Below are 25,824 nucleotides of genomic sequence, written 5' to 3' on the forward strand. Positions count from 1 at the left end.
GTCAGCCTGCGACCGGCTGGCCCAGCGCCTCGGCCTTGACCCAGGAGACGAAGGCCTGTTGCTCCGTCGACAAGGGCGCAGTGGCGTCGTTGCAGATGAAATACCCGCGGCCCGTGGACACCGGCAGGTCGAAGGGCATGACGAGTTCGGCGTCCTGCAACTCGCGCTCGACCAGGCAGGGCTGCACGATAGCGACGCCCATTCCCGCCTTGGCCGCGACGATGAGGTTGATGCTCAGATCGAAGCCCGGACCGAGCCGCGGCACGCCGCCGATACCGGCCGCATTGAACCAGCGTGCCCAGTTCTCCGGAAAGTTCGTATGGTGCAGCAGCACGGCGCGCGGCATATCGGCCGGCGTCCGCAGCCGCGGCAGCAGCGCGGGCGCGCATACCGGCACGACATCGCGTCCCAGCAGATATTCCGCATTGAGCCGGCTCGGCCAGCGGCGCCGCGGCCGTTTGACGTCGATCCACACATCCACGTCGGTTCGTGTGAAATCCTCGTCGTGACGAAACTGGCGCAGCTCGATGTCGATGCCGGGGTGGATGGCATGAAAGCGTGGCAGCCGCGGCATGAGCCATTGCGTGCCGAGCGTCGGAATCACGCTGAGCCGCAGGCGCGGGGAGGCGGCCGGACGAGCAAAGGCGGTCGCCGCGGCTTCGAGCGCCATCACGTGCCGCTCGGTCAGACCATATAGCTGCTGTCCCTGCGCGGTCGGGGTAACGCCGAAAGGCGAGCGGTCGAACAGGCGGCAATCGCCCAGATGCTGCTCCAGCCGTTGTACCGCACGGCTCACCGCGGCTTGCGTCACACATAACACTTCCGCAGCCTGGCGGAAGCTGCCCAGCCGGTAGACCGCGAGGAAGGCGTGCAATTCCACCAGGGAGGGCGAGCGCAGTTTCATGGGGGGCGATTATATCAAGTCATCACCCCTGACGATTTTGTCGCTTGCCGGGTGCGCGGGGCTCGCAGAGACTTGGTCCCAAGCCAACTCTGCTGCCTCCAAAGATGACCCACGATCGCCGCAAATTCCTCCGCACCGCCGCCGCAGGCGGACTGGGCATGCTCGCCTTCCCCGCCATCGGGCAGTCGAAGTACCCCGCCAAGCCGATCACACTGGTGGTGCCCTTCTCCCCTGGTGGCTCGGTCGACAATTCCGGCCGGCTGATCGCGGATCGCCTGAGCCGGTTGCTCGGCCAGCCCGTGGTGGTGGAAAACCGCGGCGGCGCCGGCGGCGCCATCGGGTCGAGCTTCGTCGCCAAGGCCGCGCCGGATGGCTACACGCTGATCGTCACCTCGCAAAGCACGCATGTGGTCAACCCCGCGGTCAACCCGAAGCTGCCGTACGACGCGATCAAGGACTTCGCGCCGATCACGCTGATCGACCGGCTCGCCAACGTGCTGCTGGTCAGCGCCAATCTGCCGATCCAGACCTTCGACGATCTTGTCAAATACGCACGCGCCAATCCCGGCAAGCTGAACTACGCCAGCGCGGGCACGGGATCGGTATCGCACCTGAGCATGGAGCTGCTGAAGAACCAGGCCAATATTCCGATGGTCCACGTGCCCTACCGCGGCGCGGGCGTGGCACTGACCGACCTGATTGCCGGCAACGTGCAACTGGCCTGGAACAACCTGTCCTCCAACCTCGCCAATATCCGCAACGGCAAGCTGCGCGCGCTGGCGGTGGCCTCCCCCTCGCACGTGCCCCAACTGCCGGGCGTGCCCACCTTCGCCGAACTGAAGCTGCCCGACCTGAACCTGACGTCCTGGACCGGACTTGCCGCGCCGGCGAACACGCCGGCGCCGATCATCCAGCAACTCTATGTCGCCACGCGCCAGATCCTGGACGACCCTGCGACCCGCGCCGCCTGGGTCGAACGCGGCATGATGGTGCCGGAAAACGTCACGCCGGCCGCCTACCGTGCCGAGATCGCCGAGCGCATCCGCTTTTACCAGCGCGTCGCCAAGGCGAACAACATCACGGTCGAGTAAGGCATGACGGCTTCCGAGGCATCTTCCCAGTCCTATACCGAAGTGGCCGACCTGCTGCCGCTGCAGGCCGAACTGGCCGCCATCCGCCATCATCTGCACCAGCACCCGGAACTCGCGTTCAAGGAGCACGGCACCGCTGGGTATATCGCCGGCAAGCTGCGCGAGTGGGGCTATGCAGTGACCACCGGCATCGCCGGGACCGGGCTGGTGGCGACGCTGCAGGCCGGCTCCGGGCCCCGGCGCCTGGGCCTGCGAGCCGACATGGACGCGCTGCCGATCCAGGAGGCGACCGGCCTGGCCTATGCCAGCGCCAATGCCGGCGTGATGCATGCCTGCGGACACGACGGCCACTCCGCCATGCTCCTGGGCGCGGCGCTCTGGCTGGCGCGCACGCGCCGGTTCTCCGGCACCTTGCACCTGATCTTCCAGCCGGCCGAAGAGCGCGGCTTCGACAGCGGCGGCAAGGCGATGGTGGACGCGGGTCTGTTCGACCGCTTCCCGTGCGACATGGTCTTCGCCATGCACAATCACCCGGGCGAGCCGCAGGGCCATTTCATGGTGCGCTCCGGACCCTTCATGGCCGCGGGCGACCGCGTGTTCGTCAAGATCAAAGGCGTGGGCGGTCACGCCGCGCGGCCGCACCAGACTGTCGATCCGCTGGTTGCGGCGTCCGCCGTGGTGATGGCGTTGCAGACCATCGTCTCGCGCAACGTCGATCCCAATGACCCGGCCGTGGTGACGGTGGGCCGCCTGCGTGCCGGCGACGCGCTGAACGTGATTCCCGCCGAGGCCGAGATCGGCATCAGCGTCCGCTCCTTCAGTCCCGCGGTGCGTGCCCTGCTGAAGGAGCGCATCTGCACCGTCATCGATGCCACCGCCAAGGCGTACGGCGCCACCGCCCAGATCGACTATGTGGAGGGATATCCGACCGTGGTCAACGAGCCGGAAGCCACCGCGTTCGCGGCGCAGGTTGCCGCCGAACTGGTCGGCGAAGAGCGCGTGGCGCGCGACTATCCGCAGCTCATGGGCAGCGAGGACTTCGCTTACATGCTGCAGGTCTGCTCCGGGGCGCTGATCCGCATTGGCAATGGCCCGGCCAGCAACGGCCGCGGCTTGCACAATCCTGGCTACGACTTCCACGACGGCAATCTGGCCATTGGGGCTGCGCTCTGGTGCCGGCTGGCTGAACGGTTTCTGCGGTAAGCCGCTCGCGCCGATAGTGTGGGCGCCACGGGTGCCGGACGGCACGTGCGTCCCGGCGCAGCACGGACACCTCCACCGCCTGAGCGGAGTCGCCCATCCGATACACGCGTTGCGAGGACGGACATCCCGCTGATAAGATGCATTACTAACGCATCTTTGAGGCCGGACCGATTCCATGACAGGCGGCCCGGCGAACGGAGCCATGATGTCCGAGCGCAGCCACCTTGCCACTTCCCTTGCCGACTGGCCACCGCTACGCCTCGGCTTCCGGCCCTTCTACCTGCTCGCCGCGGCTTGCGCCGTCGCGCTGATGCCCCTGTGGCTGCTCGTCTTCACCGGCAGGACGCAGCCTGCCTCTGCACTGCCGCCGGTGCTGTGGCATGGCCACGAGATGCTGTTCGGCATGTTCGCCGCGGTGATCGTGGGCTTCCTGTTCACCGCGGGCAAGACATGGACCGGGCTGCAGACGCCGCGCGGGCTGCCGCTGGCGATGTTGGCTGCGCTGTGGCTGGCCGCGCGCGTCGCCGCGGTGACCGGCCCTTATCCACTGTTCGCGCTGCTGGACCTCGCGTTCCTGCCAATCGCATCGGTGACGTTCGCCCGGCTGCTGATCCGCTCGCGCAATTACCGCAACCTGGGCGTCGCCGCCATCCTGGGGCTGCTGGCGCTTGCCAACCTCTGTTTCCATCTTGGACTCGGCGCGGTGCCGGCCCTGTCGCCACGCGGCGCGCTGCACGCCGGGCTGGCGCTGCTCGTGCTGCTCGAAACCGTGATTGCCGGCCGCGTCATTCCGCTCTTCACCCGCAATGCCGTGCCCGGCCTGGACACCGCGGTGCCGCCATGGCGCGAGCGGCTGGTCATGGCAGCAACCGCGATGGGTCTGACGCTGTGGCTCGCCGGTGCGCCGCCGCTGTTCGCCACGCCGGTACTCGCTGCCGCCGCCGTGCTGCATGCATGGCGGCTGGCAAGCTGGCGGCCCTGGGCCACGCGGGGACGACCCATCCTGTGGATCCTGCACCTGGCCTACGCATGGTTACCCGTCGGCCTGGGCTTGCTGGCCATCGCGCTGGGGCGCGGACAATCCGACTCGCCCCCGCTGCACGCACTCGCCGTTGGCGCCAGCGCCGGCCTGATGCTGGCAATGATGACGCGCAGCGCGCGCGGCCACACGGGCCGCACGCTGCAGGCTTCGCGCGTGGACGCCTGGTCCTATCGCCTGATCCTTCTGGCGGCGGCGTTGCGAGTCGTGGTGCCGATGCTTCCCGCGGCATGGTTTCTGCCGGGCATGGCGATGGCCGCGCTGGCCTTCGCCGCGGCCTTCCTGCTGTTCGCCTTGTCGTATGGGCCCTGGCTGCTGACGCCGCGGCTGGACGGGCGCGACGGCTGACATAGCGCCGACGGCCCGGCGGTCGGGCCCGTGCCGCCGGCAATGACCGCACCGCCGTTCAGCCGCGCGCCGCGCGGGCCGTGCGCACTGCCTCCAGGATGACCTTGGCCACGTCCTCCGGGCGGGATTGCTGGGGCACATGGCTCGTCGGCAGGCTGGTGATCCGCGCCTTGATGCGGGTTGCCATCGCGCGCTGCAGTTCGGGCTGGATCATGCGGTCCTTCTCGCTCACGATGTACCAAGAAGGCCGTCCTTTCCACGCTGCGCCGGTGGTCGTCTCGCCGAAGGCCTTGGCCTGGATCGGCCCTTGGGTGGCCGCCATCACGCGCGTGCGTGCCGGCGGCAGATCCTGCGCGAAATCGGAGGCGATGGCCGCGGCCGGCAGCGACAAATACCCTTCCGCGTCGGCCACCAGCTTGGCGATGCCCGGCGGGGTGGGATACCCCTTGCCCAGTTCCTCGGTGGACTGCCCCGCATCCGGCGCGAACGCCGCCACATACACCAGTGCCGATACCTTGTCGCTCTGGCCCGCCTCGGTAATCACCGTGCCGCCCCACGAATGGCCCACCAGCACCACGTTGCCCGGCTGGTTGTCGATGGCGCGGCGCGTGGTCGCGACATCGTCGCGCAGCGAGGTCAGGCTGTTCTGCACGGCCTGCACCTTGATGCCCTTGGCCTGCAGCAGCGGAATGACCCTGGCCCAGTCCGAGCCGTCGGCAAAGGCGCCGTGAACGATGACGACGGATGGATCGCCGCCCGATCTGGCGGCCGCGATGGCCGGTCCGGCGGCTGCGGCGAGCCCGCTGGTCGACAGCGCCGCGATGGCGGATGCGAGGATAATGGCGTTCCGATTCAACATGGTGGTGCTCCTGTCAATGACACGGCCTTTCCGTGACTGGAGCCAGTATCGGGATTCGACTCGCCTGCTTGCATCGGACATTTATCCGACCCGCCCATCGACAGTCCGCCCATGACCCTTCCCGCGCCCGATTCCGGCTTCATCCAGGCCCGCGACGCCATGCTGGCGCTCGCTTTCATCGGCGATCTCAGCATGGGCCGTCCGACGGACCACTCGCCGCGCACCGCGCGGCTGGCGGCGTGGCTCGCCCTGGCGTCGGGCGGTTCCGGGGCAGACTGCGACGCCGCGCGCTGCGTGGCCTTGCTGCGATGGTCTGGCTGCACCGCCAACGCGGCGGGATTCGAATCGCTGCTGGGCGACGACGTGGCGGGCCGCGATGCGCTGCTGACACTGACGCTGCCGCCGCTCGCGCCGCGGGAACAGCAGCGCATGCTCCCGCTGGCGGAAATCCATTGCGAGGTCTCCGGAGAAATCGGCGTCATGCTCGGCATGGGGCCACAGGTGGTCGCCGGCCTGCGCCATATCTTCGAGCGTTACGATGGGGAAGGCATGCCGGGGGAACTGGATGGCGCCGACGTGCCGGAGGTCGTGTATCGCGTCAACCTGGCCAGCGACCTGGAGATCCTGTCACGCGCCCACGGCGTCGAACGCGCGCTCGCGCATGTCGAAGCCAATGCCGGCCAGCGCTATCCGCGCCGGCTGACGCAGACAGCGCTGCGCGAGGCGAAGCGCTGGCTGGCGGAACTGGACGGAATGGACGACGACCTGCGCGACGGCTTGCGCGACGATATTCGGTCGGGCGACGCCCCGACGGTGCCGCTGGCGCTCGTGGGCGACGTGATCGATCTCAAGCTGCCATGGATGGCGGGCTATTCGCGCCAGGCCGCGGAACTGGGGCTCGCCGCGTCACGCGCCATCGGGCTGAATGCGACCGCAGCGGCAGCCGTCCAGCGGGCCGCGCTGATCCATGGCATCGGACGAGCCGCCTTGCCCAACCGCCTGTGGAACACGCCCGGCAGACTCCATGCCGCCGACTGGGAGCGCGTGCGGCTGATGCCCTACTGGACCGACCGCGCCGCCCGCCGCCTGCGCGGCCTGGCGGGCGAGGCCCGGCTTGCATCCTGCGCCTATGAACGGTTGGACGGCAACGGCTATTTCCGCGGCCTGTCCGGCGACATGCTCGGCCAGGATGCGCGCGTGCTGGCGGTGGCGATTGCATGGACGGCGCTGCGCGCCAGGCGGCCCTGGAGGGAGGCGATGTCCGCGCGGGAGGCGGCCGCCGTGTTGCAAGGTGAAGCGGCGAAGGGCCGGCTCGACCCGGTAGCCGTCGATGCCACCATCGCTACGGCCTGCGGACGCAGCGCGCGTATCCCGGAGACGGTGTCGCGGGCCTCCGCGCTGCTCTCCGAACGGGAAACCGAAGTCTTGCGCCGCATCAGCCTGGGCGAGAGCAACAAGGAAGTCGCCCGCGTGCTGGCCATCAGCCCGAGCACAGTACGCACGCACATGGAGAGCATCTTCCGCAAGCTGGAATGCACCACGCGCGCAGCGGCGACGCTGAAAGGCTTTACGCTCGGGCTGCTGCAGTAGCGCCGCTCAGGCGGGCGCGAACGAAGGGACGAGTGCATCCAGGCTGCTTTGCAGCCATTTCCGCGCATCGGCCTCCACCACCGCCAGCGGTGCCTCCGAGAACGCCAGACCCGTCGATGCGGCGAAGCTCACGCTCTTCAGACCGATCACGCCCAGCGCGGCCCGCAGGTACGGCCGGAAGAAGTCCGGCTGCGTCGGCGGTTCGCGGAACATCCCGCCGCCGGCGGACACGGCCACCAGCGTGGGCCGGTCACGCAACAGGCCAACCTTGCCCTGCGGCGTGGTGTGGAAGGTCACGTCGCGGCGCACGACATAGTCGATCCACGTCTTGAGGGCGGCCGGCACGGTGAAGTTGTGCACCGGCGTCGAGATCACCAGCAGGTCTGCACGATCCAGCTCCGCGATCAGCTCGTCCGAGACGGCCAGCGACGGGCCATAGCGGGCCCGCGCCTCGGCGATCGGCACCACCAGCGATTCGGCGTATTCGGCCGACAGCGGCGGCAGCGGCTCGATGCCGATCCGGCGCTCGGTCAGCCGCACGGTCCTGCCGAGATGGGCCTCGATCGGTGCGATCAGTTCGCGTCCGAGGTGGCGGCTGGTGGAGCGCTCGCGGCGCGGGCTGCAGTCGATCAGCAGCAGTTCGAGAGGTTTCATCACAGGTCCTTGCTGAAGTGCAGCCCCATCGCAAGCAGGCCCACACGAAAATAGAAGCGTTGCGCGAGGCTGTTGGACAGCGCGGTGTCCAGCACGAGGCGCCGGCACGATTGCGCGCGCCCCAGGTCGGACAGCGCGGCCAGCAGCCGTTCGCCGTGTCCTTGACCGCGCCGGTCGTCCGCGCTCACGAGGTCGTCGACGTACAGAAAGCGGCCGTGGATCAGATTTTCCAAGGGCCGGTAGCCGGCGAGCGCCACGGGCCGGTCGCCGGCCCAGGCGGCGAGCACGCGATAGCCCTGCTCTCGCTGTCGGGTCACCGCCGCCAGCAAGGCGTCGGGGGTGCGCAGGTTGGGACGGAGCTGGCGCATGACATCGAAGCAGGCGATCAGTTCGGCTTCGCTGTCGGCGTGTCGGATCGTTGGCGTGTCTGTCATGGCGGCTGGGGCGGCGGAGGTCGAAGGGATCATGGACCGCAGTATGGGTTTTCGATGGCACAATCAACAGGTCCACTTTTTGACGATTCGACTAGGCCATGACCGCCAACCTGCTACGCCTGGAACCGCGCGCGCCGACCCCGTTGCACGAGCAGGTCTACCAGCGCTTCAAGGCGCTGATCGGCCAGGGCCGGCTCGCGCCGGGGCAGCGGGTGCCTTCCTTGCGCGTACTGGCGGGTGAACTGGGGGTAGCGCGCGGCACGGTCGAGGTCGGCTACGACCGGCTGATCGGCGAAGGATATCTGGTCGCGCGCGGTCCGGCGGGGACGTTCGTCGCGGACGGCGTGGCCGGCGCCGGCATGCGCCGCGCCAAGGCGCCCGCCGCCGACGCCCTGCCGGCTGTCGCGCCCGCGCTCGACAGCCTCGGCGAGTCGGACGACGGCGCCATCCGCCCGCTGCAACTGGGCGTGCCGGCCGTCGATGTGTTTCCGCGCAAGCTTTGGGCCCGGCTGGTGGCCCGGCAGGCGCGGCTGCCGGGATCGCTGGCCAAGCCGCCGTCCGCAGGCCATGCGGCGCTGCGCGAAGCGCTGTCGGCGTACCTGCACCGCTCGCGCGGCATCGATGCGGCGCCCGCGCAGGTCTTCGTCGTGCCCGGCTACACCGCCGCGCTGGGGCTGGCGGCGGATGCCCTGCTGTCGCCGCGCGACCGCGCCTGGGTCGAGTGTCCCGGCTATCCACCCACCACGCAGGTGCTCTCGCGGCTGGGACATCGGGTGCGGCCCATCCCGGTCGACGAGGAAGGCATCGATGTGGCATGGGGACGCCGGCGCTTCGCCGACGCTCGCCTCGCCGTGGTGACGCCCTCCCACCAGAGCCCGACCGGCGTTTCGCTAACGCTGGCGCGGCGCGCGGCGCTGCTGGACTGGGCGGGCGAACGCGGCGCGTGGATCTTAGAGGACGACTACGACGGCGAATACCGCTACCGCGGCCATCCGCTGCCCGCGCTCAAGAGCCTTGATCGCCTGGACCGCGTGATCTACGGCGGCACGTTGAGCAAGGTGCTGTATCCCGGCCTGCGCCTGTCCTACGTGGTCGTGCCGCAAAGCCAGGTAGGCGCATTCGAGGCCGCCAGCCGGCGCGCGCTGCATGGCGGATGCCCGGAACTGCTGCAGGCCGTGGCGGCGGAGTTTATCGAGCAGGGACACTTCGCCCGGCATATCAAGCGCATGCGCGCGTTGTACGCGAAGCGGCGAGCGCTGCTGGCGGCGGCGTTCGCGCCATATGCCCCCCTGGGCCTGACCGTGCAGTTGCGCGAAGGCGGCATGCATCTGCTGGTGGCGCTGCGCGACGACATGGACGACGTGGCGCTGGTGCGCCGTGCGCGCGAAGCGGGCTTCGGGCTGCAGGCGCTGACCGACTGGCGCCAGGGCGCGGACGGACCGCGCGGACTGATGGTCGGCTTTACCAACGTGGCCACCGCGGGACAGGCGCAAGACGTGGTGCGGCGCCTGATGGCGGCGCTGGGCCTGCCCGCACCACGGTCCGGGCGCCGCGGGCCGGCGCCCTGAACCCGCCCTTCAGGCGAGCGAGGGCTCGCAGTGCTGCCGATAGGCGGGATAAAGCCGGATCTCCTCGCGCGTCATGCGCTGACGCAGCTGCGAGATGGCGCGGCCGAAGGCGCGCGCCTGGTCCAGCGATCCGCCCGGCTGCCCGTGCCCGTCGAAGAAGCCCAGCAGTTCGGCAGAGATGCGCTCCATCTCCGAGGCGTACTCGGTCGCCAGCGCCGCGGTCGCGCCGGTCCGCCGCATGGCGGGATAGAGCTGATGGTCTTCGTGGGCGAGATGGGCCACGACCAGCTGCCGCACGCGCGCCAGCGTGCGCCTGCCGGCTTCCGAACTCAGTCCCTCCGCGCGAAGCTGGTCCAGCAGCCCGTAGATCTGCCGGTGTTCGTCGAGCATGTTGTCGATCAGCGAGGTCATCCCTGGCGCTCCTTTGGTTGGCATGGAGAGCGGCGCGCCGCGGCGGCGGCGCCGCAGTGCTTTACAGCAGGTCGTCGAGCAGGTCGGGGCCGAACACCTCGCGATGGATGCGATGCGCGGCGACGCCGCGCGCCTGCAGCGTGGCGCGCTGGGCCTGCATGAACGGCAGCGGGCCGCACAGGTAGAAGTCGGCGTCCTTGCCGATATCGCGCAGCACGATGTCCGCATCCATGTAGCCCGGCAACGCGTCGCGGCCCAGGATCGTGGCGGGCTCGGCCGACTCCAGGAAGTAGTACGTGCTCAGGTGGGCGAGCTTGCCGCCGGCCGTGACCACGTCGTCGACGTGCGCCAGATGGGAAGCCGCGCGGGCGGCGTGGCCGAAGACGATGCGGCGCTGCGGATTGCACTGCGCCAGCGTGTTGAGTGCCGAGATCATCGGCGTGATGCCCACACCGGCGGAGAGCAGCGCGATGGGCGCATCGCTATCGACATCCGGGGCGAAGTCGCCGAACGGCTGGCTGACCATCAGCACGGTGCCTTCGCTGGCATTGTCGTGCAGCCAGTTCGACACCGCACCCTGGGGCCGCTCGACATCGCCCGGCTCGCGCTTGACCGAGATGCGCCACGTGCGACCGTTCGACACATCGGACAGGCTGTACTGGCGCTGCTGGAACACACCGGGGGAGAGCTCCACCACCACCGACACATACTGTCCGGGCTGGAAATCCGCGAGCATGCCGTCGCCCACGGGCGCCAGCGTGAAGGAAACGATGTCGTGGCCCTGCTGGCGCCGCTCGACCACGCGCACGGGCTGGCGATGGTCGGGGCCGCTGTCGGTCTTCACGTACAGCCGCGTCTCGGCGGCGATCAGCTCGCCCGCCAGCACCCAGTAGGCTTCGTCCCAAGCGGCCATCAGTTCCGGGGTGGCGGCCTCGCCGAGGACTTCGCGGATGCCGTTGAGCAGATGCTTCCCGACGATGGCGTAGTGGCTCGGCTTGATGCCGACGGCGGCATGCTTGTGGACGATGCGGTTGACCACCGGGCCCAGCGCGTCAGGGGTGCGGTGGTTGGCGGCATAGGCGAACACCGCCGCTGCAAGGGATTGCTGCTGGGAGCCGTTCGCCTGGTTGCCCATGTTGAACAGATTGGTCAGCTCGGGACGATCCGCGAACATGTTGCGGTAGAAGGTCTGCGTGATGGCCAGACCATGCGCTCTGAGCACCGGCACGCTGGCATCGATCAGGGGTTTCGAGGCTTCCGACAGCATTGCATTCTCCAAAGATGCATTTTACGTACAACAAAAAGGGCGTAACGCGACCGGACTGGATTCCTTGCGGCAGGGCGCGCCCGGTGGTGCGTTGCAGCGATTCTAGTTAAAGATGCACTAGCAATGCAACAAAAACCACGAACCGTTTGTTGTTAAAGATGCATCGCCAGGCAATGTTAATATGCCGGTCTCCCCGTCGTGCCCACCGCCATGAAGCTCACCGACTACACCGACTACAGCCTGCGCGTGCTGCTCTATACAGCGGTGCATCCGGATACGCTGGTCACGATCCAGCAGATCGCCGACACCTTCGGCATTCCGAAGAACCATCTGATCAAGATCGTGCAGCGCCTGGGACAGGAAGGCTTCCTGCATACCGTGCGCGGACGCACGGGCGGCATCCGGCTGGGCATGCCCGCCCAGCGCATCGTCATCGGCGACGTGGTACGGGCCACGGAGCCCGACTTCAAGATGGTCCAGTGCTTCCGGGACCAGGATGGCGACCACGGGGGCTGCCCCATTCAGGGCATCTGCGCGCTGCAGGGCGTGCTGGGCGATGCGCTGCGGGCGTTCTTCGAGGTGCTCGACGGCGTGACGCTGGCCGACGTCATCGCGCAACCGGCGCTGGCCGTCGCGCTCGGCGGGACGGCCAGCGTGCCGCTGACGGGATTGCGCGCATCCGCCGGAAAAACGAGGGCACGTGCGCGCGCCTGAGCGCGGGCGAACGGAAGCCGCAATGGCCGGACTGTCGTCCCCGCGACGGTCGTCCCTCGCGCGGAATCATCAATACCAGATGCGCACCCCGGCAACGACGCGGGTCTCGCCCCGGCGATCGCCGGCCGCGCGCATCATGTCGGCCGTGTTGCCGAATGCCTGGTAGCGCTCTACCCCGATATACGGCGCGAACTGGCGGCTGATCTCGTAGCGCAGGCGCACGCCGGCCACGCCGTTGGACAAGCCGCTGCCGATGCCGACCTCCGGATCGCTCTTGCCGTACAGGTTCGCCTCGACGCGCGGCTGCAGAATCAGGCGCTGGGTCAGCAACAGGTCGTATTCGGCCGACAACCGCAGCGCGGTGCGCCCGCCGGTGCCGACATAGGCGGTGGCGTCCACCTCGAACCAGTACGGCGCCAGGCCCTGGATGCCGAACGCCAGCCAGTTGCGCGGCGGCCTACCATGGCCCGCATCGTTGCGCACGCCCAGCTGGGTGTCCCAATAGGACGCCACCGCGTGGCTCCACAGCAGTTCGGTGCGCGCTTCGTGCACCCTGCCGCGCGCGACATCGCCCTCGGCCTTCACGACGAGCCGGTTGTAGGTGCCGCCCAGCCACGCCTGAGCCTCGTAGGCGAGCGCGTTGCCATCCGGGCCATGAACGCCTTCGAGCCGGTCGACGAGCAGGGACGAGAACACATGCTCGTCCGCCATCATCATGCCGTGCCCGTCGTGGCCGCGCTGGTAGCCGCCGGAATAGGCATGCGGGTCGCGGGCATCGGCGGGGGCGCGGCCGCCTTGCATCTTCATGTCGCCGTGGTCCATGGACGGCCGCGCGCCGGTGCCCTCGGTCGCCGCGGCCGCCGGCGCCGGCGCGGACCCGTGATGGCGATGGTCATGGTGGTCGGCGTGCTGTGCCCAGACCTCGCCGGCGCCGGCAACGGCCAGCACGGCCGCGGCGATGGCTTTCGCGGCGGTGCCGATGGCCGGCCTGCGGGTGTGCGGCTGCGCGCCGCGTGCGTTCGTGTGCGGATGCATCAGGCCACCACCACTTCGCGGAACATGCCCGCGTCCATATGCAGCATCAGGTGGCAGTGCCAGGCCCAGCGGCCCGGCGCGTCGGCGGTCACCAGAAAGGTGACGCGCTGGGCCGGCTGAACGCCGAAGGTATGCCGGCGCGCGAGAAATTCGCCGTCCGGCGTCTCCAGCTCGCTCCACATGCCGTGCAGGTGCATGGGGTGGGTCATCATCGTGTCGTTGTGCAGGATCACCCGCAGGCGTTCGCCATGGCGGAAATGGACCGGCGTCGACTTGCCGAATTCCACGCCGTCCATCGACCAGGTGTAGCGTTCCATGTTGCCCGTAAGGTGAAGTTCGACTTCACGGCCCGGACCGCGCGGGTCCATGGGGCCGCCGATGGTGTGCATGTCGGCCAGCGTAAGGACGCGGCGGCCGTTGTCGCGCAGGCCGACACCGGGGTCGTCGAGATTGGTGCGGGCCATGTCCACGCGCATGTCGGTACTCGGTCCATATTCCGTGCGCGCATGGCGCGCGATCTTGCTGGGCACCTTGAGCGGGCCGGGCGCCGCCATGCCATGGCCCGCGTGCTGGCCGTGGTCCATGCCGGCGTGCTGGGCGTGGTCCATGGCGGCGTGCTGGCTGTGGTCCATGCCGCCGTGACCGCCGTGGTCGCCGTGACCGCCGTGGTCGCCGTGAGCGCCATGGCCACCGTGCGTCCCCGCGCCCATCTCGCCCATCATGTCCGCCATCGACAGCCACTGCGGCTTGTCAAGCTCGGGCACCGCGGCCTGCAAGCCCGCGCGGGTCGCCAGCGTGCCGCGCGCATAGCCGCTGCGGTCCATCGCCTGCGAGAAGATGGTGTACGCCTCGTCCTGCGGCCGGACCAGGACATCGCAGGTTTCCCCGGGTCCGAAGCGGAATTCGTCCACCGTGACCGGCTCGATATCCTGCCCGTCCACCTGCACGACCCTGAGCTTCAGGCCGGGAATGCGCACGTCGTAGAAGGTATTGCCGGCCCCGTTGATAAACCGCAGCCGCACCGTCTCGCCCCGGGCGAACAGGCCGGTCCAGTTGCCGGCCGGGGTCATGCCATTGGTGAGGTAGGTCAAGGTCACGCCCGACAGGTCTGCCAGATCGGTCGGACTCATCCGCATCTGGTTCCACATCCTGCGTTTGTCCAGCGCCGACTTCAGCCCCTCCTGCGATATGTCGCGGAAGAAGTCGACCACCGTAGGCTGGTTGTAGTTGTAATAGTCGCTCTGTACCTTCAGCTTGGCCAGCACCCGCATCGGATCCTCGTCGGTCCAGTCCGACAGCAGCACCGTGTAGTCGCGGTCTGCGCGCACGGGGTCCGCGCCGGCGGGATCGATGACGATGCCGCCGTAGACGCCGGTCATCTCCTGGAAGCCGGAATGCGAGTGGTACCAGTAGCTGCCGCTTTGCGCGACCTTGAAGCGGTAGGTGAAGGTCTGCCCCGGCGCGATGCCAGGGAAGCTGATGCCCGGCACGCCGTCCATCTCGTACGGCAGGATGATGCCGTGCCAGTGGATCGAGGTCGGCTCGCGCAGACGGTTCGTCACCCGGATCGTGACCGTTTCACCCTCGCGCCAGCGCAGTGTCGGCCCCGGCAGCATGCCGTTGATGGTGGTGGCCATGGCGGGCCTGCCGGTGAAGTTGACCGGCGACTCGGCGATCACCAGGTCGAACTCCGTCCCGCGCAGCACCGGCGCCGTGCCGAAAGCGGTCTCGGGCGGCGCAGCGCCGGATTGCGACGCAGCACCGCCCGCCCAGCCCACGCCGGCCAGCACGCCGCCGGCGACCAGGCCCTGGACGAATCGCCGGCGTGGCAGGCTCGGCCATGACGGCCCGGACGGGAAATAGGATCGCATCGGGATATGTCCTCTGTTCTCGGGAAGTGCCGCGCACCGGCACGGCTTCGGCAGGGTAACGAGACCGAGGCTACGCTCGACTTACCCGATCATTACATTCCGGTAATGTTGGCGTCATCCGCGCGCGCCGCTCGTTACACTTGGCGGGCGCAGGACCCCTTGCTCTCTGCCGCTGACACGGAACGCTGAACATGAAACTGCTTGTCGTCGAGGACGAGGCCAAGACCGGCGAATACCTGCGCCAGGGCCTGACCGAAGCCGGCTTCGTCGTCGATCTGGCTCTCAACGGCCTGGACGGCGGCCATCTCGCGATGACGGAGCCCTATGACCTGCTGATCCTCGACGTGATGCTGCCCGACGTCGATGGCTGGCGCATTCTCCAATCGCTGCGCGCGTCCCACAACGCCATGCCGGTGCTGTTCCTGACCGCGCGGGACAGCGTGGCCGACCGTGTCAAGGGCCTCGAACTCGGCGCGGACGACTACCTGGTCAAGCCCTTCGCCTTCTCCGAACTGCTTGCCAGGGTGCGCAGCCTGCTGCGGCGGGGCCATGCCCAGGTCGCTCTGGATCGGCTCGAGGTCGGCGACCTGGTGCTGGATCTCGCGCGCCGCCGTGCCACCCGCGCCGGGCGCCGCATCGCACTGACCGGCAAGGAGTTCTCGCTGCTCGAGCTGCTGGTGCGCCGCCGCGGGGAGGTACTGCCGCGCTCGCTGATCGCCTCGCAGGTGTGGGACATGAATTTCGACAGCGACACCAACGTGATCGACGTTGCCATCCGCCGGCTGCGCGCCAAGATCGACGACGACTTCGACACCAAGCTGATCCAGACCGTGCGGGGCATGGGCTATGTCATCGACGGTCCCGAGGACCCGGCCTGATGCCCCGCCTGTCGCTGACCACGCGCCTCACCGCTTTTTTTTCGCTGACGTCCGCGGCCGTGCTGTTGGGCCTGGGCATCATGATCGCGTGGGCCATGGATGGCCATTTCGCACACCAGGACTACGCCGTGCTGGGCGAGAACATCGCGCTGATCCGCAAGATCGCGGCCGACACCCCGCCCGCCGCGATGCCGGCGAGGTTCAACGAGGCGCTGGAGCACCATCCGGGCTTCGTGGCACGCGTGCAGCATCCGGATGGCCGGCTGCTGTATGCCAGCGAGGGGTTCGACTTCGGCATCGCGACCGCGGCCGCCGCCGCGCTGCCGCCGGGGCGCGATACCTTTGACTGGCAGCAGGATGGCCGCGAGTATCGCGGCATGCGGGGCACGGTGCCCGCGGCAAGCCAGCCGGCCGGCGTGCTGCACGTGCTCGTCGGCTCGGACACCGAGATCCATGCGCACTTCATGCGCGAGTTCCGCCGCTCGCTCGCGCTCTATATCGGCCTGGCCGCGCTGCTCAGCGGCGTGTTCGGATGGTGGGCCGCGCGGCGCGGCCTCGCGCCGCTGCACACCATGGCGGCGCGCGCGCGGGCGGTGACGGCGAACCGGCTCGACGAGCGCATGCCGGTGGAGGCCGTCCCCGTGGAGATGGCAGACCTCGCCTCGACGCTGAACGCGATGCTGGCCCGGCTGCAGGACGATTTCCGCCGCCTGTCCGAGTTTTCGTCGGACCTCGCCCATGAACTGCGCACGCCCATCACCAACCTGATGACGCAGACCGACGTGGTGCTGTCCCAGCCGCGCGATGCCGGCAAATACCGCGACGTGCTCGCCTCCAACGCGGAGGAACTGCAGCGCCTGTCCCGCATGGTCTCGGACATGCTTTATCTCGCGAAGATGGAGCACGGCATCACGCTGCCGAGCGCCGAGGACATCGAGCTGGCCGACGAGGTACGCGCGATCTTCGACTTCTACGATGCGCTGGCCGAGGACAAGGCGGTCCGCATGGCATTGCACGGAGGCGGCCGCATCGTGGGCGACCGCCTGATGCTGCGGCGCGCGCTGAGCAACCTGCTGTCCAACGCCCTGCGCCATACCCCGCCGGATGGCGCGATCGCGGTCGAGATCGCCGCGACGCCGGCGACGGTGTCCCTCGCGGTCGAGAACGAGGGGCAGGACATTCGCCCCGACCTGCTGCCCTCGCTGTTCGACCGCTTCTTTCGCGGCGACAAGTCCCGCGCCCGCCCGGAGTCGGACAGCGTGGGCCTGGGCCTGTCGATCACGCGCGCCATCGTGCAGGCCCACGGCGGCACCATCTCGGTCCAGTCGGCCCACGGCAGGACGCGCTTCACGCTGACCTTCCCCGTCCGGCACGGCCCGCCAGCGGCGCCGGGCTAGCCGGACGGTCGCACGGCGCCATCCGGGACCCAGGGACCACCAGGGACCACTACCCCGCGCAATACCGGCTGTGGCGATTGCCACGGCGGCCGTCGCGCCAGTAGTCGTTGCGGTAGTCGAAGGTCATCAGGCCCGGGCGCACATAGTCGTAGGGATCGTGCAGGCCCCGAATCTCGGGACGGTCAGCCGCCGGGATGGCGAAGATGTCGAACTGGCGCTGGATCGCCTGCACGTAGAACATCGACGCACCGATATTGAAGTTGTCGGTATGGGTCATGAAGAACACCTTGGGCTGCAGCGCGTTGATGTACATCGTGATGTCGCGCACGCCGTTGTTGGCCTCGCCGATGCTGACGCCGGCTCCCAGTTGCACGTCCGTCTTGGGCAGCGTGGTGAAGAACTGCAGCAGCGCGGGCGCCTGCTCCTTCAGCGGGCCGGCGGTGTCGTGCCAGGTGAAGGTGAAATCCGATCCGCCCACAGTGAACTGGTACATGATGGAGACCGCGCCGCCCGCACCGGCCATCGTGCGCGTGTCGCGCGAAGGCGGCGGGTTCGGCGGGAACAGCGTATCGACGCGCGGGTCGCGCACCGCGTTGATGGGATTGCGCGGCAGGGTCGGATCGACGGGCACCAGCGCCGAATGGACATGCTTCCACGCCGTGATGCACAGGTCCGGCGCCAGCGCGCGCAGCGTGCGCACCTCGGCGCCGGGCGCCGAGCCGGGCGTCGTGATGGGCTGGCATCGCACCATGGTGCCGGCGCCGAAGATCCGGGACGCGTCGCCCTGCATCGCGGTGCAATGTTCCGCCGCGCCGTAGATGGTGGCACCGGTGAGCCCCGCGATATAGGCCGCGTTGTCCGCGTGGTCGCCATGTCCGTGGCCGATGAAGATCGCCTCGGGCCGCAGGTCGACCAGGTCCTGCACGGTGGCGGGCACATAGGCGCGCCGGTCGGCGAGGCGATAGATATACGAGTCCAGGAAGAACACCCTGCCTTTGGCCGCGACCGCGAACGAGGCCACGCCGAACCACGAGAAGATGACCTTGTCCTCGCGGATACGGCCGGTCCTCTCGTCCACGTTCTCCGGGCCGAAGAAGTGCTGGCGCGCCTTTACCATCGCAGCGACCGCGGCCGGGTCGTCGCGCCGCGCCGCGGCGTCGTCCCCTCCGGACTGGGCGGACGCCAGCGACGGCGTGCCTGCCAGGGCGAGGGCCGAGGCCAGTAACGCAAGACGGGATGCAATCATCGCGTGTCTCCTACATTGCACCGACAAGACCCCACGCCTGGCGGTTGTTCGCCACCGCCTCGATCCACCCGCACGCCCATCCACGTGCCGGCGCATCCAGCATAGGAACCGGCGCGGCGAAAGCAAACGTAGAGACATTGCCTGACCGGCAACGCAGGGGAATGCACCACGCCGCGGCGGCAATGCGGCCTGCCCGGATGTTGCGGCGGCCCGTCATCCGGTTACCCTATCGGTCGCACGGCATGCGTGCCCGAAACGGATAGCCCCGCGGCACACCAAAGACGCCCGCCCATGGAAAACGCGCAAGACCACCACGACCCGACCCTGATGTTCGAACGGCTGCGGCCCCGGCTGCAGGCCATCGCCTACCGCATGCTGGGCTCTGCCGCCGAGGCCGAGGAAATCGTCCAGGACGCGTGGCTGCGCTGGCACGAGGCCGATCGCACCGCCATCTGCAACGCCGAGGCATGGCTGGTTGCCGTGGCCACCCGGCTGTCGATCGACCGCCTGCGCGCGGCGAAGGTGCAGCGCGAGCACTACGAGGGGATCTGGCTGCCGGAGCCGCTGCTGTGCGAGTCGCCGCCCACGCCGGAGGACGTGGTGGAGCATGTCGACAACATCTCGGTGGCCTTCCTGCTGGTGCTGGAGCGGCTGGCGCCCGAGGCCCGCGCGGCCTTCCTGCTGCGCGAGGTCTTCGATGCCGACTACGGCGAGATCGCGGCAACGCTTGGCAAGTCGGAGGCGGCCTGCCGCCAGCTGGTGCACCGCGCCAAGGCGCAGGTGCGCAGCGGCGGGGCGCGGTATGCCATTTCGGCGGACACCCACCGGCGGCTGCTGACGCGCTTCGCACAGGCGCTGTCGGCGGGGGATTTCTCCTCCATCAACGCCATGCTGGCCGAGGATGCGGTGCTGCTGGGCGACGGCGGCGGCAAGGTGCCGAGCTTCCCCCAGCCGCTGCTCGGCGGGCGGCGCATCGCGCAGCTGTTCTTCGCCACCCGGCTGCGCTTCGGTGCCGCCGTGCGCGTCGAACTGGCCGCGCTCAACGGTCGGCTCGGCGTGCTGCGCTTCATCGATGGGCAACTGGAGTCGGCGCAGTCGTTCGAGACGGACGGCGAGCGCATCCTGCGCATCCAGGTGCAGCGCAATCCCGACAAGCTGGCCCGCATCGCCGCGGCTCGGTTGGACGGCCCGCCGATCTCGCCCCACTGAGACGCGCGGCGGTCGGCATCGGCCTGTCTCCGCCAGGTTGCCGTGTCATCGCGCTGTCATTTGCGCCTCGCACAATCCGCTTCGTTCGTTCCGCCGCAACGGCGCCGCGCTCATCGCCGGCGCCGTTACGGCGCACCGCACCACGGGCCGTCCTTGACACCCGTTTTTTTGCGGCTTGAATGAAAACGTTTTCATCCGAGGACAGCCCGATCCCATGACACGCAAAGCCGTCTCCCCTGCCGTCCCGCCCGCGCCCGCCAATAGCGCGACGCTGGTGAACGTGGCCGCGGCGGCAAGCGTGTCGCTGGCGACCGCCTCGCGCGTGTTCAGCAATCCGGAGCTGGTCCGCCAGGACACGGCCGAGCGCGTGCTGCGGGCGGCCGGCGAACTGGGCTTTCGGCCCAACCTGCTGGGCGCCAAGCTGCGGGCCCAGCGCACCCGGATCATCGGGGTCATGCTGCCGACGCTGGAGAACGCGGTGTTCGCGGAATGCTGGCGCGGCATCGAGGAGGCCGCGCTGGCCCAGGGCTATTCGCTGATGCTGGTCACGAGCCGCTACGACCCGGACCGGGAGCGCGAGCGCATCGAGTACCTGCTGCGGCACCGCGTCGACGGCATGGTGCTGACGGTGGCCGATGCGGCGCGCAGCGCGGTGCTGGACCAGCTCGACGCCGAGGGCGTGCCCTACGTGCTGGCCTACAACCAGGCCGCCAGCCGCGGCAAGCGCTATTCGGTGTCGGTGGACAACCGCCTGAGCGCGCGCGCCGGCGTGCAGACGCTGATCGCGGCCGGCCACCGCCGCATCGCCGTGGTGTCGGGCGCGTTCGTCGCGTCCGACCGGGCCCGCCAGCGCCACGCCGGCTATCAGGACGCGATGCGCGCCCACGGCCTGCAGCCCATGCCGCCGCTGTCGATGCCCGCGCATACGCCCACCCATACCCCCGCGGAAATCGAGCGCATCCGGCTCTTCGTCACCGCGCCGCGGGCGCCCACGGCGCTGTTCTGCACCAACGACATGCTGGCGATCGGCGTGATGTCGATCCTCAAGCGCCTCGGGCTCGCGGTGCCGGATGACATCTCGGTGCTCGGCTACGACGGCATCGCCCTGGGCGGGCTGCTGGAGCCGCCGTTGACCACCGTGGTGCAGCCGAACAGCGAGATCGGCGCGCGCGCGCTGGCGTGCCTGCTGGCGCGGCTCGACGCCGCGCTGCCGGGTCGGGCCGCCACGCTGCCCCGAACGACGCTGCTGCCGCACGTGCTGCGCGCCGGGGCCACGGTGGCCCCACCCCCCTAGCCCGGCCCGTATCGATCACCGTTTCGCCTTCCTTCACCGCCTTATCCAACCCAAGGAGTTCATCATGCAATCGACTTCGTCCTGGCTGCGCCACTTGCGCTGGCTGCTGCCGACCGTCGGCGCGGTCGTGTTCAGCCACGCCGCGGCGGCGCAGACCGCGATCTGCTACAACTGCCCGCCGGAGTGGGCGGACTGGGCCGCGCAGATTCGCGCCATCAAGGAAAAGACCGGCGTCACCGTACCGCACGACAACAAGAACTCGGGCCAGTCGCTGGCCCAGATCGTCGCCGAGAAGGCCAGCCCCGTGGCCGACGTGGTCTACTACGGCGTGACCTTCGGCATCCAGGCGCAGAAGGAAGGCGTGACCGCGCCCTACAAGCCGGCCAACTGGAACGACATCCCCGACGGCCTGAAGGACCCGCAGGGCAACTGGTTCGCCATCCACTCCGGCACGCTCGGCCTGATGGTCAACGTCGACGCGCTGCGCGGCAAGCCCGTGCCGCAATCGTGGGCCGATCTGCAGAAGCCCGAGTACAAGGGCATGATCGGCTATCTCGATCCGGCCAGCGCCTTTGTCGGCTATGTGGGCGCGGTGGCGATCAACCAGGCCATGGGCGGCTCGCTGGACAACTTCGGCCCCGCGCTGAAGTTCTTCAAGGACCTGCAGAAGAACCAGCCGATCGTGCCCAAGCAGACCGCCTATGCGCGCGTGCTGTCGGGCGAGATTCCGATCCTGCTGGACTATGACTTCAATGCCTATCGGGCGCGCTACAAGGATCGCGCCAACGTCGCGTTCGTGATTCCCAAGGAGGGCTCGGTGGTCGTGCCCTACGTCATGAGCATGGTGAACAAGGCCCCGCATCCCGCCGAAGCCCGCAAGGTGCTCGACTTCGTGCTCTCCGACGCCGGCCAGGCGCTGTGGGCCAACGCCTACCTGCGGCCGGTGCGGGCCAAGGCCGTGTCCAAGGAAGTGGAGGCGCGCTTCCTCCCCGCCGCCGACTATGCGCGTGCCAAGACCGTCGACTACGGCAAGATGGCCGATGTGCAAAAGGCCTTCAGCGACCAGTACCTGAAGGAAGTGCGCTGATGCCGCGCCGGGACGCCTCGCGTCCCGGCCCGCCGCCACCCATGGAGAGCCCCGCACCATGACCCCTCGCACCCGCGCCCCTTCCGGCCGCGCGCTGATCGTGTTCGCGCTGCCCGCCCTGATCGTGTTCCTGGCCTTCTTCTGCCTGCCGATGGCCAAGCTGCTCGCGGTCAGCGTGGCGGGCGACGACGGTGCCGGCGTGTACTGGACCGTGCTGTCCAGCCCGCGCTATCTGCACAGCCTGCTCTCGACGGTGCTGCTCTCGGCCACCGTCACGCTGGCCACGCTGGCTATCGCCGGCGTGGCGGGTACCTTCCTGCAGCGCCATCCGGTGCCCGGCAAGGCGGTACTGGTGGCGATGCTGACGTTTCCGCTGGCGTTCCCCGGCGTGGTGATCGGCTTCATGGTCATCATGCTCGGCGGCCGCAACGGGCTGCTGGCTTCCGTCGGCGACCTGCTCGCGGGCGAGCGCTGGACCTTCGCCTACGGCATGACCGGCCTGTTCGTCGGCTATCTGTATTTTTCCATCCCGCGCGTGATCCTCACCGTGATGGCCGCCGTGGAGAAGCTCGACGCCTCGCTGGAGGAAGCGGCCCGTTCGCTGGGCGCCGGCCGCTGGCGCGTGGTGCGCGACGTCATGCTGCCCGCGCTGATGCCGGCCATGATCTCCAGCGGCGCGATCTGCTTCGCTACCAGCATGGGCGCATTCGGCACGGCCTTTACGCTGGCCACCCAGCTCGACGTGCTGCCGCTGACGATCTACAACGAGTTCACCAACTATGCCAACTTCGGCATGGCCGCAGCGCTGTCGATCCTGCTCGGTGCCGTGACGTGGGCCTTGCTGGCGGTGGCCCGCCATCTGTCGGGCAACGCCGTTGCCGCCACCGCCTAGGAGCGCGACCATGAAGACCATCCGCCGTGGCTCCGCCTACTGGGCGCAACTCGCGCTGACGCTGCTCGTCTGCGCATTCATGACCGTGCCCGTGGGCCTTTCCGTGCTGGCCGGCCTGACCAACAACATCTTCGTCGGGCTGGAAAGCGGGCTGACCCTGCGCTGGGTCGGCGAAGTGTGGGGCCTGTACCGCAATACCATCTTCCTGTCGCTGCTGATCGCGCTCGCTTGCCTGGCCTGCACACTGGTGCTCGGCGTGCCCGCGGCCTACTACATGGCGCTGCGCCGCAGCCGCATGACGCGGCTGATCGAGGAACTGCTGATGCTGCCGGTCGCGATCCCCGGGCTGGCGACGGCCCTCGGGCTGATCCTGCTGTACGGCAGCCTGTCGTGGCTGCGCACGAGCTGGGTCTTCATCCTGATCGGCCATGTGCTGTTCACCCTGCCGTTCATGGTGCGCTCGGTGCTCGCGATCATGTCGGCCATCGACATCCGCACGCTGGAGGACGCCGCGGCGAGCCTTGGCGCCACGCGCATGCAGCGCTTCTTCACCGTGGTGCTGCCCAATTGCCGGCAGGGCATCCTGGCGGGCGCCCTGATGGTGGTCACGCTGTCGGTGGGCGAATTCAACCTGACGTGGATGCTGCATACCCCCACCACCCAGACCCTGCCGGTGGGCCTGGCCGACAGCTATGCGTCGATGCGGCTCGAGATCGGGTCGGCCTACACCATCGTGTTCTTCCTGATGATCATTCCGCTGCTGGTGGTGATGCAGCTGGTCTCGGCGCTCGGCGCCCGTGCGCGGCGGCATCCGCTGCCGGACACGCCGGTGCCGCTTGCCGCGTCGATGACCGCACCGCCCGACGATGCCGCGCGCGCATCGCAACCCCAGCCACAGACCGAGGCCCCCCGCCATGCATGAACCCACCACCATCGCCCTGCGCAACTGCGCCAAGACTTTCCCCGACGGCACGCGCGCGCTCGAGCCGCTGGACCTGGACATCGGCGCCGGCGAAACCGTCGTGCTGCTGGGGCCGTCGGGCTGCGGCAAGACCACCACGCTGCGCATGATCGCCGGGCTCGAATTCCCCGACGACGGCGGCGAGGTCCTGTTCGGCGGCGCGCCTGTCACGCATCTGCCCATCGAGCAGCGCGGCGTGGGCATGGTGTTCCAGAACTACGCGCTTTTCCCGAATATGACGGTGGCCGAGAACATCGGCTACGGCCTGCGCGTGCGGCGCATCGACGCGCAGAGCCGCAACCGCCGCGTGGACGACATGCTGGCGATGATGCAGCTTGGCGCCTTCGCCAACCGGCGGGTCGACCAGCTCTCCGGCGGCCAGCGCCAGCGCGTGGCCCTGGCCCGCGCCATTGCCGTGCAGCCGCGCGTGCTGCTGCTGGACGAGCCGCTGACCGCGCTCGATGCCAAGCTGCGCGACGCGCTGCGCGCGGACATCAACCGTCTGCTGCGCAGCCTGCGCATCACCGCGGTCTATGTGACCCACGACCAGGCGGAAGCCATGGCGCTGGGCGATCGCATCATCGTGATGGACAAGGGACGCATCGCGCAAAGCGGTACGCCGCAGGACATCTACCGGCAGCCGGCCAATGCCTTCGTGGCCGACTTCATCGGGACGATGAACCGGCTGCCGGCGGCGGCCGAGCGGGAGGTGTGGCGGGTGCCCGGGGGTGCGGTGCCGCGCGAGGGGCGCGACGTCGAAGGCGCGCAGGCCGAATTGATGTTCCGGCCAGAGGACGTGACGCTGGCCGATGCCCCGAATGCGGGCGACGCGCACCTGACCGGCAGCGTGGTGACCGCGCTGTTCCTCGGCCACGCGACGCGTTTGCTGGTCGATGTGGGCGCGCCGGCGCCGCTGGTGCTCGATACCGCGCGACGCGACCGCTGGGCGGCCGGCGACCGCGTGGGGCTGCGCATCGATACCAGCCATCTGCTGACGTTGCCGGCGGGGAGCGCGGCATGACGCAGACGCCGTATCTGGTGGCCCATATCACCGATCTGCACATCAAGGCCGGTGGCAAGCTGTCCTATCGCCGCGTGGACACCGCGGATGCGCTGCGCCGCTGCATCGATACGTTGCACGCGCTGCCGCAGCGTCCCGACCTGGCCATCGTGACCGGTGATCTGGTGGACTTCGGCAGCGAGGACGAATACCGCTTCCTGCGGGGCATCCTGGCGACGCTGGCGATCCCGGTGCGCCTGATGCCGGGCAACCACGACAGCCGCGCCGCGCTGCGCCAGGTCTTCCCCGATCATGGCTATCTGTTCCAGGTGGGCGATGGGGAGGCCGCGGTCCACTATCGCATCGACGAAGGGCCGCTCACGCTGATCGCCTTCGACTGCACCGTACCGGGACGCAGCGGCGGCCGCGTGGACCCGGCCGCGCTGCCGTGGCTCGAAGCCGCCCTCGCGCAGGCGCCCGACCGCCCCACTCTGCTGATGCTGCACCATCCGCCCTTTCACACGGGCATCGGGCATATGGACCAGCAGGGGCTCGAGGACGCCGGGCGGCTCGAAGCCGTCGTGCGGCGCCATCCGCAGGTGGAGCGCGTCCTGTGTGGCCATCTGCATCGCCATATCGCCCGCCGCTTCGGCGGCACCGTCGCGATCACCGCACCGGGCCCGGCGCACCAGGTGGCGCTGGACCTGGATCCCGCCGCGCCATCGCGCTTCCGCATGGAGCCGCCGGGCTTCCTGCTGCACTGGTGGCATCCGCTACATGGCCTGGTCACGCATGCCGCCGCGATCGGCGATCACGGCCCCGCACATCCGTTCTTCGATGCGCAGGGCAAGCTGATCGACTGAGCCGGGCGG

General features: G+C 69.1%; 24 protein-coding genes. 15 read left to right on the top strand and 9 right to left on the bottom strand.

Features of this window, described 5'->3' with window-relative positions; all coding sequences use genetic code 11:
- Position 1 precedes the first annotated feature (1 nt).
- The gene (locus LDO27_RS04910; RefSeq protein ID WP_222205082.1) at positions 2–904 is read right to left on the bottom strand and encodes a LysR substrate-binding domain-containing protein; all 903 of its coding nucleotides are present in this window, start codon (positions 902–904) and stop codon (positions 2–4) included.
- A gap of 104 nt (positions 905–1,008) precedes the next feature.
- Here LDO27_RS04910 and LDO27_RS04915 point away from each other — a divergent pair, with 104 nt between their 5' ends.
- The 3 genes from LDO27_RS04915 to LDO27_RS04925 all read left to right on the top strand — a co-directional run bounded on the left by LDO27_RS04915 (position 1,009) and on the right by LDO27_RS04925 (position 4,585).
- Positions 1,009–1,995: a Bug family tripartite tricarboxylate transporter substrate binding protein gene (locus LDO27_RS04915; protein ID WP_224040052.1), complete on the top strand. Its 987-nt coding sequence runs from the start codon at positions 1,009–1,011 to the stop codon at positions 1,993–1,995.
- Positions 1,996–1,998: 3 nt separating this feature from the next.
- Positions 1,999–3,198 (top strand): M20 aminoacylase family protein, encoded by a 1,200-nt coding sequence (locus LDO27_RS04920; RefSeq protein WP_224040053.1) that lies wholly within the window; start codon positions 1,999–2,001, stop codon positions 3,196–3,198.
- Between the two features lie 205 nt (positions 3,199–3,403).
- Positions 3,404–4,585, top strand: a complete 1,182-nt coding sequence (locus LDO27_RS04925) for an NnrS family protein (RefSeq protein WP_224040055.1) — start codon at positions 3,404–3,406, stop codon at positions 4,583–4,585.
- A 58-nt stretch (positions 4,586–4,643) separates the two neighbouring features.
- On the opposite strand, the gene LDO27_RS04930 is transcribed toward LDO27_RS04925, so the two are convergent.
- A complete protein-coding gene (locus tag LDO27_RS04930; protein ID WP_222205075.1) occupies positions 4,644–5,444 on the bottom strand; it encodes an alpha/beta fold hydrolase in 801 nt (266 codons plus the stop codon).
- Positions 5,445–5,555: 111 nt separating this feature from the next.
- Between LDO27_RS04930 and LDO27_RS04935 the strand changes: the two genes are divergently transcribed.
- A complete protein-coding gene (locus LDO27_RS04935; protein ID WP_224040057.1) occupies positions 5,556–7,034 on the top strand; it encodes an HD domain-containing phosphohydrolase in 1,479 nt (492 codons plus the stop codon).
- 6 nt (positions 7,035–7,040) lie between these two features.
- On the opposite strand, the gene LDO27_RS04940 is transcribed toward LDO27_RS04935, so the two are convergent.
- Both LDO27_RS04940 and LDO27_RS04945 read right to left on the bottom strand, forming a co-directional pair.
- Positions 7,041–7,688 (bottom strand): FMN-dependent NADH-azoreductase, encoded by a 648-nt coding sequence (locus LDO27_RS04940; protein WP_222205070.1) that lies wholly within the window; start codon positions 7,686–7,688, stop codon positions 7,041–7,043.
- On the bottom strand, positions 7,688–8,122 hold the full coding sequence (locus tag LDO27_RS04945) for a GNAT family N-acetyltransferase (RefSeq protein WP_222205067.1): 435 nt from the start codon (positions 8,120–8,122) through the stop codon (positions 7,688–7,690). Before LDO27_RS04945 ends, LDO27_RS04940 begins: the two co-directional genes overlap by 1 nt.
- A gap of 98 nt (positions 8,123–8,220) precedes the next feature.
- Between LDO27_RS04945 and pdxR the strand changes: the two genes are divergently transcribed.
- Positions 8,221–9,690, top strand: coding sequence for a MocR-like pyridoxine biosynthesis transcription factor PdxR (gene pdxR, locus LDO27_RS04950; RefSeq protein WP_224040059.1), 1,470 nt, complete (start codon positions 8,221–8,223; stop codon positions 9,688–9,690).
- 9 nt (positions 9,691–9,699) lie between these two features.
- Here the strand turns inward: pdxR and LDO27_RS04955 are convergent, their stop codons facing one another.
- Both LDO27_RS04955 and LDO27_RS04960 read right to left on the bottom strand, forming a co-directional pair.
- Complete coding sequence (locus tag LDO27_RS04955; protein ID WP_222205062.1) at positions 9,700–10,101, bottom strand: hemerythrin domain-containing protein; 402 nt, start codon at positions 10,099–10,101, stop codon at positions 9,700–9,702.
- A 61-nt stretch (positions 10,102–10,162) separates the two neighbouring features.
- Positions 10,163–11,368, bottom strand: a complete 1,206-nt coding sequence (locus LDO27_RS04960) for a globin domain-containing protein (RefSeq protein ID WP_222205060.1) — start codon at positions 11,366–11,368, stop codon at positions 10,163–10,165.
- Positions 11,369–11,578: 210 nt separating this feature from the next.
- Here LDO27_RS04960 and LDO27_RS04965 point away from each other — a divergent pair, with 210 nt between their 5' ends.
- Positions 11,579–12,082, top strand: coding sequence for an RrF2 family transcriptional regulator (locus LDO27_RS04965; protein ID WP_224040061.1), 504 nt, complete (start codon positions 11,579–11,581; stop codon positions 12,080–12,082).
- Between the two features lie 69 nt (positions 12,083–12,151).
- Here the strand turns inward: LDO27_RS04965 and LDO27_RS04970 are convergent, their stop codons facing one another.
- Both LDO27_RS04970 and LDO27_RS04975 read right to left on the bottom strand, forming a co-directional pair.
- Entirely contained in the window at positions 12,152–13,117 is a 966-nt protein-coding gene (locus tag LDO27_RS04970; protein WP_224040062.1) for a copper resistance protein B, read from the bottom strand.
- A complete protein-coding gene (locus LDO27_RS04975) occupies positions 13,117–14,988 on the bottom strand; it encodes a copper resistance system multicopper oxidase (protein WP_224040064.1) in 1,872 nt (623 codons plus the stop codon). Before LDO27_RS04975 ends, LDO27_RS04970 begins: the two co-directional genes overlap by 1 nt.
- Before the next feature lie 191 nt (positions 14,989–15,179).
- Here LDO27_RS04975 and LDO27_RS04980 point away from each other — a divergent pair, with 191 nt between their 5' ends.
- Both LDO27_RS04980 and LDO27_RS04985 read left to right on the top strand, forming a co-directional pair.
- The gene (locus LDO27_RS04980; RefSeq protein WP_224040066.1) at positions 15,180–15,866 is read left to right on the top strand and encodes a heavy metal response regulator transcription factor; all 687 of its coding nucleotides are present in this window, start codon (positions 15,180–15,182) and stop codon (positions 15,864–15,866) included.
- Positions 15,863–17,263, top strand: coding sequence for a heavy metal sensor histidine kinase (locus tag LDO27_RS04985; RefSeq protein ID WP_224040821.1), 1,401 nt, complete (start codon positions 15,863–15,865; stop codon positions 17,261–17,263). Before LDO27_RS04980 ends, LDO27_RS04985 begins: the two co-directional genes overlap by 4 nt.
- Before the next feature lie 49 nt (positions 17,264–17,312).
- Here the strand turns inward: LDO27_RS04985 and LDO27_RS04990 are convergent, their stop codons facing one another.
- Positions 17,313–18,509, bottom strand: a complete 1,197-nt coding sequence (locus tag LDO27_RS04990; RefSeq protein ID WP_224040068.1) for an MBL fold metallo-hydrolase — start codon at positions 18,507–18,509, stop codon at positions 17,313–17,315.
- Between the two features lie 291 nt (positions 18,510–18,800).
- Between LDO27_RS04990 and LDO27_RS04995 the strand changes: the two genes are divergently transcribed.
- The 7 genes from LDO27_RS04995 to LDO27_RS05025 all read left to right on the top strand — a co-directional run bounded on the left by LDO27_RS04995 (position 18,801) and on the right by LDO27_RS05025 (position 25,815).
- Positions 18,801–19,718 (top strand): RNA polymerase sigma-70 factor, encoded by a 918-nt coding sequence (locus LDO27_RS04995; RefSeq protein WP_224040071.1) that lies wholly within the window; start codon positions 18,801–18,803, stop codon positions 19,716–19,718.
- Between the two features lie 214 nt (positions 19,719–19,932).
- Positions 19,933–21,012 (top strand): substrate-binding domain-containing protein, encoded by a 1,080-nt coding sequence (locus LDO27_RS05000; RefSeq protein ID WP_224040073.1) that lies wholly within the window; start codon positions 19,933–19,935, stop codon positions 21,010–21,012.
- Between the two features lie 64 nt (positions 21,013–21,076).
- A complete protein-coding gene (locus tag LDO27_RS05005; RefSeq protein ID WP_222205042.1) occupies positions 21,077–22,099 on the top strand; it encodes an ABC transporter substrate-binding protein in 1,023 nt (340 codons plus the stop codon).
- Positions 22,100–22,157: 58 nt separating this feature from the next.
- On the top strand, positions 22,158–22,991 hold the full coding sequence (locus tag LDO27_RS05010; protein ID WP_222205040.1) for an ABC transporter permease: 834 nt from the start codon (positions 22,158–22,160) through the stop codon (positions 22,989–22,991).
- A gap of 10 nt (positions 22,992–23,001) precedes the next feature.
- Positions 23,002–23,913: an ABC transporter permease gene (locus LDO27_RS05015; protein WP_222205038.1), complete on the top strand. Its 912-nt coding sequence runs from the start codon at positions 23,002–23,004 to the stop codon at positions 23,911–23,913.
- Positions 23,906–24,973, top strand: a complete 1,068-nt coding sequence (locus LDO27_RS05020) for an ABC transporter ATP-binding protein (protein WP_224040075.1) — start codon at positions 23,906–23,908, stop codon at positions 24,971–24,973. The genes LDO27_RS05015 and LDO27_RS05020 overlap by 8 nt, the downstream gene beginning before the upstream one ends.
- Positions 24,970–25,815 (top strand): phosphodiesterase, encoded by an 846-nt coding sequence (locus LDO27_RS05025; RefSeq protein WP_224040077.1) that lies wholly within the window; start codon positions 24,970–24,972, stop codon positions 25,813–25,815. Before LDO27_RS05020 ends, LDO27_RS05025 begins: the two co-directional genes overlap by 4 nt.
- Positions 25,816–25,824 lie beyond the last annotated feature (9 nt).

This window comes from Cupriavidus respiraculi (assembly GCF_914271545.1).
Lineage (GTDB): Bacteria > Pseudomonadota > Gammaproteobacteria > Burkholderiales > Burkholderiaceae > Cupriavidus > Cupriavidus respiraculi.

Bases quoted from the DNA above. Each gene is read 5' to 3' on its own strand.
- pdxR (WP_224040059.1), top strand. From the start codon at position 8,221: ATGACCGCCAACCTGCTACGCCTGGAACCGCGCGCGCCGACCCCGTTG.
- LDO27_RS04955 (WP_222205062.1), bottom strand. From the start codon at position 10,101: ATGACCTCGCTGATCGACAACATGCTCGACGAACACCGGCAGATCTAC.
- LDO27_RS04935 (WP_224040057.1), top strand. From the start codon at position 5,556: ATGACCCTTCCCGCGCCCGATTCCGGCTTCATCCAGGCCCGCGACGCC.
- LDO27_RS04995 (WP_224040071.1), top strand. From the start codon at position 18,801: ATGGAAAACGCGCAAGACCACCACGACCCGACCCTGATGTTCGAACGG.
- LDO27_RS05025 (WP_224040077.1), top strand. From the start codon at position 24,970: ATGACGCAGACGCCGTATCTGGTGGCCCATATCACCGATCTGCACATC.
- LDO27_RS04990 (WP_224040068.1), bottom strand. From the start codon at position 18,509: ATGATTGCATCCCGTCTTGCGTTACTGGCCTCGGCCCTCGCCCTGGCA.
- LDO27_RS05010 (WP_222205040.1), top strand. From the start codon at position 22,158: ATGACCCCTCGCACCCGCGCCCCTTCCGGCCGCGCGCTGATCGTGTTC.
- LDO27_RS04930 (WP_222205075.1), bottom strand. From the start codon at position 5,444: ATGTTGAATCGGAACGCCATTATCCTCGCATCCGCCATCGCGGCGCTG.
- LDO27_RS04925 (WP_224040055.1), top strand. From the start codon at position 3,404: ATGTCCGAGCGCAGCCACCTTGCCACTTCCCTTGCCGACTGGCCACCG.
- LDO27_RS04915 (WP_224040052.1), top strand. From the start codon at position 1,009: ATGACCCACGATCGCCGCAAATTCCTCCGCACCGCCGCCGCAGGCGGA.
- LDO27_RS04920 (WP_224040053.1), top strand. From the start codon at position 1,999: ATGACGGCTTCCGAGGCATCTTCCCAGTCCTATACCGAAGTGGCCGAC.
- LDO27_RS05000 (WP_224040073.1), top strand. From the start codon at position 19,933: ATGACACGCAAAGCCGTCTCCCCTGCCGTCCCGCCCGCGCCCGCCAAT.
- LDO27_RS04910 (WP_222205082.1), bottom strand. From the start codon at position 904: ATGAAACTGCGCTCGCCCTCCCTGGTGGAATTGCACGCCTTCCTCGCG.
- LDO27_RS05020 (WP_224040075.1), top strand. From the start codon at position 23,906: ATGCATGAACCCACCACCATCGCCCTGCGCAACTGCGCCAAGACTTTC.
- LDO27_RS04965 (WP_224040061.1), top strand. From the start codon at position 11,579: ATGAAGCTCACCGACTACACCGACTACAGCCTGCGCGTGCTGCTCTAT.
- LDO27_RS05005 (WP_222205042.1), top strand. From the start codon at position 21,077: ATGCAATCGACTTCGTCCTGGCTGCGCCACTTGCGCTGGCTGCTGCCG.
- LDO27_RS04975 (WP_224040064.1), bottom strand. From the start codon at position 14,988: ATGCGATCCTATTTCCCGTCCGGGCCGTCATGGCCGAGCCTGCCACGC.
- LDO27_RS04970 (WP_224040062.1), bottom strand. From the start codon at position 13,117: ATGCATCCGCACACGAACGCACGCGGCGCGCAGCCGCACACCCGCAGG.
- LDO27_RS04940 (WP_222205070.1), bottom strand. From the start codon at position 7,688: ATGAAACCTCTCGAACTGCTGCTGATCGACTGCAGCCCGCGCCGCGAG.
- LDO27_RS04945 (WP_222205067.1), bottom strand. From the start codon at position 8,122: ATGACAGACACGCCAACGATCCGACACGCCGACAGCGAAGCCGAACTG.
- LDO27_RS05015 (WP_222205038.1), top strand. From the start codon at position 23,002: ATGAAGACCATCCGCCGTGGCTCCGCCTACTGGGCGCAACTCGCGCTG.
- LDO27_RS04980 (WP_224040066.1), top strand. From the start codon at position 15,180: ATGAAACTGCTTGTCGTCGAGGACGAGGCCAAGACCGGCGAATACCTG.
- LDO27_RS04960 (WP_222205060.1), bottom strand. From the start codon at position 11,368: ATGCTGTCGGAAGCCTCGAAACCCCTGATCGATGCCAGCGTGCCGGTG.